Consider the following 6516-nt stretch of genomic DNA (forward strand, 5'->3'; position numbering starts at 1 on the left):
AGCTATTGTGGGTTTTCGCTACGCTGAAAATAAACAACCAGGTCATCAAGGCCAGCCCCCAAACTATGACATATTGCCGCTGGTTTCGAGTGTTGTAGAGCATGATGTGTGAGAGAAACAAATAAACCATCAGCAGCAGAAACTTCACCGTGAGCCAAGCATCGATAAAAGGAAATTGCTGCACGATATTGGTCAGCATTAACGCAGCGGTGATCAATACTGTATCAACGCCGTAGCGAAGATAACGAACGGACGTTGAAAGCAGATTATCGGCCTGACTCAGGTGAATGAGTCCATGAATGAAGAGCAAGCCACCACTGGCAAAGGCCATCAGCCAGTGTACATGCCGAACCTCATCATAGAACTCAATCACCGTCAGTCACTCCTTAAATCGGATTGGCTTCTAGCCGCGTTGTTGCCCACCTTCATATTTTGGTTTAATCCATAAGCTAAGAATAAACCAGGCTAATAACAAAGCGCCGACAGCAAAGATGGTATCGCCAGGCACACGCATCCAGACCAGTAAATCAACAACCGGTTGCTGCATAAAGTCCGCTGATCGGGCGTACCAATAACCATGATTCAGGCTGGCAAACAATTGCATAACGCCAAGCGGTAACAGCGTGAGTAAAGCCATCAGAGCCAGACCAATATTGAAACACCAGAAGCTGGCTTTAAGAATACCTTCCGGCCAGACTAGATCAGGCTTGATACCGCGTATACAGAACAAGGTCAAACCAATACCCAACATACCGTAAACACCAAACAAGGCGGTATGACCATGCAGAGGCGTCAGGTTAAGACCTTGCATGTAGTACAGCGATAATGGTGGATTAATTAAAAATCCAAATAAACCGGCACCGACCAAATTCCAGAACGCCACGGCCACAAAGAACATAATCGGCCAGCGGTAACGTTTCATCCACTCAGTCGCATGACCCAACGTGTAATTGTGATACGCCTCAAACCCGATGTAGGCCAGTGGCACTACTTCGAGTGCTGAGAAGCTGGCACCCAACGCCAATACCGGTGTAGGTGATCCGACAAAGTAGAGATGATGCAATGTGCCAATTACGCCTCCTGACATGAAAATAATCGTGGCAAACAGCACAGCAACTGTTGCTGTTTTGACCGGGATTAAGCCCAGACGAGTAAATAAGAACGCAATAACTGCTGTGGCAAAGACTTCAAAGAATCCTTCAACCCAGAGGTGAACCAACCACCAGCGCCAGTATTCCACCATGGAAATATGGGTGTGTTCATTCCAGACCAGTGCCGCCCCAAAGAACAAGCCAATGGCAACGGTGGATAAGAACAGTAAACCAATAATGGAACGACTTTCAGAGGGTTGACGTAATGTCGGCCAGAGCGAGCGCCCCACCAAACACAACCAGAGTAATAAACCGATAAACAGGAACCACTGCCAGAACCGGCCAATATCGGCATATTCCCAACCTTGATGACCGAACCAGAAGTTATGCTCCAATCCTAATGTCTGATTCACCGCGAACCATTGCCCAGTAAAGGCACCGACCACAATGACTAGCAAGCAGACCCACAGCAAATTCACACCGAATCGCTGATAAGGCGGTTCATAACCCGATACGGCAGGACCGATATAAAGGCCGGTCGCGAGCCAAGCAAGTGCTATCCACAATACGGCCAGTTGGGTATGCCAGGTGCGAGTTATCGAGTAAGGCAAAATTTCCGATAACTCAAAGCCATACATAACCTGGCCTTCTACCTGATAATGCGCAGTCACCGCACCGAGTAGAATTTGTACCAGGAATAAAGCGAGCAACACCCAGAAATATTTGGCTGTCGCCATCATCGAAGGTGTAGGTCGTAAATCGCGCATGGGATCGGTTGCCGGCAGTTTACTGGTCGCCTCTTCTTTGCCATGAGACACCGCGTAATACCAGCCCATTAAACCAATTCCAGCCAACAGGAATGTCACACTGAATGCAGACCAGAGAAACATACTCGCCGGCGGTTTATTATCAATCAACGGCTCATTAGGCCAGTTATTGGTATAAGTAATGTGACCATCGATGCGATTAGTCATAGTGGCCCATGCCGTCCACCAGAAAAAGGCGGAGAGTACACGACGATTTTCTGGATCGGTGACCGTGTTATTTTTCATGGCGTAAGCTTCACGAAGCTCAGCCGTTGAAGGTTCATCACTAAAGAGACGTTGATAATGTTCAGAGACCTGACTTATCGCTTTGACTCTGTCCAAGCTTAAAGTGATGACGCCAGTGTCGGGATTGTATGTATTTTTTCTGACTAGGGACTTCAGTCTGCCTTGCAAAGCGGCTTGCTGTTCGGCATTGGCAAGCTCAAAACTTTCCACACCATAATCTCGGTTCGCCCAGAGATTGAGTAAGGCCATCAACTCTCGGTGCATCCAGTCGGCACTCCAGTCCGGAGCAACATAACCACCGTGTCCCCAGATTGAGCCAAGTTGCATTCCGCCAAAGGACTGCCAGACTTGTCGTCCTTTTTCAATTTCAGCGCGGCTATAAAGTAGCTGACCATCAGAAGTGAGGACCTTTTCGGGCATAGGTGGCGCTTGCTGGTAAATCTGATTACCACTCCATATCAGCACCCCAAAAGACACAAACAATAAGAAAGCGAGAAATAACCAGAGTTTTTTTACGTTTGTCATCAGTCACTCCTTTGTGAGATGGCGCCTATACCCTGAGCAAGGCTTTATTGAATACCGAGTAAATGACGGAATGACTGAGTTAACAAGTCGACAGCTGCGCGTCAATCAATATATTTCTCTATTGAGAACAACAGTTAACACTTTGTTTCTGTTTAATAAAATGACTTTATAAAAACATAGCATCAGCTATCAAATCCCGCCTTTTTAATAAGGTATTTCATTTACCTATTTAAAGCAAGGAATGGAACTAGTTGAAGTTTAAAGACAGGAAAAAAACGCTCATCTCCTAATTGAAATTAATGAAGGAATAGACGAAATAATGTGCGGTGCGAACGATTTCGCAATAAGTAGATAAAAAAAGCTGTATCAAAATGGTGATACGGCTCGTTTGAATTTCTTGAGATTGAAAACTAAGTGAGCGAGAGCATTAATAATTAAAGATAGGCTGTCACTCAGCCAGCCAAAACAGATAGTGAACTCGTGAGGATAGGATGTCTGAATAACATTGGGTACTCACCACTGTGGTTTCCATCCTTCTATCCACTCGGGCACACGCTCTGCTGGCATCGGTTTCGCAATACCAAACCCTTGAGCTTGCTCACAGCCAAGTTCTAATAGGGCTTTTCCATGTTCGGCAGATTCCACGCCTTCGGCTATGACGCCTCGCTGGAAGGCATTTGCCAGACCGATAACGCCTTTCACAATAGCCAGATCATCTTCGTCAATCAGCATGTCACGCACAAAGCTTTGATCTATTTTGATGATTTCCGCCGGTAAATGCTTGAGGTATGTCAGTGATGAATAGCCTGTCCCAAAATCATCAATTGCGAATTTCACACCTAGCTGGGCACAGGCATTCATTGTATTTGATACATTCTGGATGTCTTCTAAGGCGCTGGTTTCTAAAACTTCCAGTTCAATTTTATGCGGGTCTACCTCAGGATAAGCATTCAGCAGAGAGGCTAATCTATCAGCAAAGTTAGTCTGCCCAATCTGTAGAGCTGAAATATTAATACTGATTATATCTGGCATAGTGGCCTGTGCTGCTTGCCACTGGCTGATTTGTTTCAGGACTGCATGGATAACCCATTCACCCAAATTAACACTGATGGGATTGTTTTCTATGTAGGGCAAAAACGCACCTGGTGTTAACAAGCCTTCCTCAGGTGACTGCCAGCGAAGCAGGGCCTCTAAACCAATCACCGAGCCCGTTCTCATATTGACGATGGGTTGGAAGTGCATGACAAATTCATCGTTTTTCAGTGCTAACTCAATATCCAGCAACTGTTTTCTATGTAAGCGGATGGCATCATCCTGATTCACATCAAATAGGTGATAGCGATTTTTACCCAACTGCTTAGCTGTATACATAGCATGATCAGCATGACGCATGAGAATGTCGGCATCCACACTGTCTTCTGGAAATAACGTCACCCCGATACTGGCAGACACTGAAAAGGTTTTATCATCAATAGAAATAGGCTCAGAGGATGCCGTTAACAGACGCTCAATCACCGATTCACAGTCTTCAAACACATTCAGCTCGGTGAGTACGGCGATAAATTCATCCCCACCAATCCTAGCAAGGGTATCGCCCTCTCGTAACGCCGCTTTCATACGATTAGAAATAGTGACCAGAAGTTTATCGCCGACTTCATGACCATAAGTGTCATTGACCTGCTTGAAGCCATCTAAATCAATAAAGGCCACCGCCAATAATTGTTGATGACGTTGGCAATGTACCATGGATTGCTTGAGACGATCAGCCAGTAAGATACGGTTGGTCAGTGAGGTTAATGGGTCATAACTTGCCAGTCGCTCAAGTGCTATCTGTTGTGCACGAATATGTGTGATGTCTGAAAACAAGGCCACATAGTTAACGGCGTTACCATCTGCATCACGAATTTCACTGATCGTCAGCATTTCTATAAATGGCTGTCCATTTTTGTGTATGTTTGAGACCTCACCAGACCAATAGCCTTCCGTCTTAATTGAATGCCACATCTCTTCATAGAACGTTGGAGAATGTTTACCTGACTGAAGGAGTTTAGGGCTCTTACCAATAACATCTTCTCTGCTGTAGCCCGTGATTCTAGTGAAAGCGTCATTGACTTCGATAATCTTATTATCAGTATCAGTGACTAAAATCCCTTCATAAGCATGGGTAAATACCGTATTGGCCAGCTTGAGTTTTTCATCTGCTTCTTTACGGGTGGTTATGTCAGCGTGTGTACCGACAAGGCGTATAGGTTTCCCATGTTCATCACGAGTAATCACCAGTCCACTATCACGAATCCACTTGTAATGCCCATTTTTACAGCGCATGCGGTGCTCATTGATATAACAATCTGTTTTACCATCAAGGTGACGCTGTAAATCTTCCATCACCAACGCCAGATCATCCGGATGAACACGACTCGACCATTCATCAAGGCTGTTACTGAATTCCCCATCGGCATAGCCAAGCATTGTTTGCAGCTGCTTGGAGTACCACACCTTGCTTGAAGGCACATCCCAGTCCCAAACGCCATCACCAGAAGCATTCAGCGCATAGCGTAAGCGCTCTTCAGCCTCATTCATATTTCTCAACTGACGATAAACTAGCCAGAAAAGAATGAGACCCGTAGCGATAATAAAGAACCAGCCCTTTATAGTTTGTAGCTCAACAAGTGTTTGTTTATCACTGAAAAAATATGAAAGAGCCTGGTCGGAAGTGATTATCCATATGCCACCAATAATCACGTAAATGATGGATATTCTTAATGCTGACATCCACACAGTATTCATAAAAAAAACCACTCGATTCTTACAGGTAGCCGATAGCTTAGCTGGATATATAACGCCATAACAGGACAGATGAATGATTCGGAATAATTGATAACGTTCTTCAAAAAGAACCGCTAAAATTCGCAAGCTTGGCACGCTCTGTTATCATCAAACTCAGCAATGAATCCAATACCATCAATTGATATTGAGCGCTTAAATGACAAACCCAACACTCCAACGCTTCCTGCCTTTTTTCTTCATAGTCAGTCTTATACTACAGGCTTCTTCCGTTATGGCAAACACTGGTACAGGCCTTGAAATAACTAAACCAGATCAGCTTTATGTGGTGTATACCGTGGAGCCGGATAGTGTTGATGAGAGTGAGCTGGAAGCCATCATCGATAGTCAGTTATACGCTGCTAATATTCAGCAAAGCCCACGTGATGATGCTCAGCTATTTTTACGTGTTGAAGTGCATGCGGGTGAATTTCTGCTTTATCTCGATTTCAGCAGAACCATGTCCTATCGCGTTAATGGAAAATGCTATAGCAAAGACGGGTTTGTCTGGGGACGATATGCCAAAGATATCGCCGACATGGATGAATTGTATGAGAGTGTTGAATTCCTCATTAATGAGTTTATTGAGGAATACACAAAAGCCAATAAATTGTGACCTACTCTCATATGAATCCAGACGATATTGGCAAAGCCTACGACACCATTACCCACCTCTGGCAAAGCAAGGACTTTAAAAGAAATAACGGTATCGAAGCGCATAAGCGTGCTATCAGTTTTACTGACCATCGAGGTAATGCACTGGATGTTGGCTGTGGTTGTACCGGACGTTTTATCGACCTCCTTCAAACAGAAGGATTTCACGTTGAAGGTGTCGATATTTCCAGCAAAATGATCGACCTTGCCAGACAGCGTCATCCAGAAGTGACATTTCACCATGAAGATATCTGCAAATGGGAGATTGAGAACTGCTACGACTTCATTACCGCCTGGGATAGCATTTGGCATATTCCACTGGGGCAACAAAAGCCTGTATTAACTAAGCTGGTTAACAGCCTGAACATGGG

General features: G+C 44.9%; 5 protein-coding genes. 2 read left to right on the forward strand and 3 right to left on the reverse strand.

Annotated features, from left to right (window positions below; genetic code table 11):
• The 3 genes from B4K20_RS16850 to B4K20_RS16860 form a co-directional block, all read right to left on the reverse strand.
• A partial coding sequence (locus tag B4K20_RS16850) for a SirB2 family protein (RefSeq protein ID WP_289283804.1) occupies nucleotides 1-373 on the reverse strand: 373 nt, incomplete at its 3' end.
• Between the two features lie 30 nt (nucleotides 374-403).
• Nucleotides 404-2668: a nitric-oxide reductase large subunit gene (locus B4K20_RS16855; protein ID WP_289283805.1), complete on the reverse strand. Its 2265-nt coding sequence runs from the start codon at nucleotides 2666-2668 to the stop codon at nucleotides 404-406.
• 513 nt (nucleotides 2669-3181) lie between these two features.
• The gene (locus B4K20_RS16860; RefSeq protein ID WP_289283806.1) at nucleotides 3182-5455 is read right to left on the reverse strand and encodes a bifunctional diguanylate cyclase/phosphodiesterase; all 2274 of its coding nucleotides are present in this window, start codon (nucleotides 5453-5455) and stop codon (nucleotides 3182-3184) included.
• Between the two features lie 196 nt (nucleotides 5456-5651).
• Here B4K20_RS16860 and B4K20_RS16865 point away from each other — a divergent pair, with 196 nt between their 5' ends.
• Together B4K20_RS16865 and B4K20_RS16870 are read left to right on the forward strand one after the other, a co-directional pair.
• Complete coding sequence (locus tag B4K20_RS16865) at nucleotides 5652-6107, forward strand: hypothetical protein (RefSeq protein ID WP_289283807.1); 456 nt, start codon at nucleotides 5652-5654, stop codon at nucleotides 6105-6107.
• A partial coding sequence (locus tag B4K20_RS16870) for a class I SAM-dependent methyltransferase (RefSeq protein ID WP_289283808.1) occupies nucleotides 6104-6516 on the forward strand: 413 nt, incomplete at its 3' end. The genes B4K20_RS16865 and B4K20_RS16870, both read left to right, overlap by 4 nt.

The sequence above is a fragment of the Methylophaga sp. UBA5088 genome (genome assembly GCF_002414625.1).
Lineage (GTDB): Bacteria > Pseudomonadota > Gammaproteobacteria > Nitrosococcales > Methylophagaceae > Methylophaga > Methylophaga marina.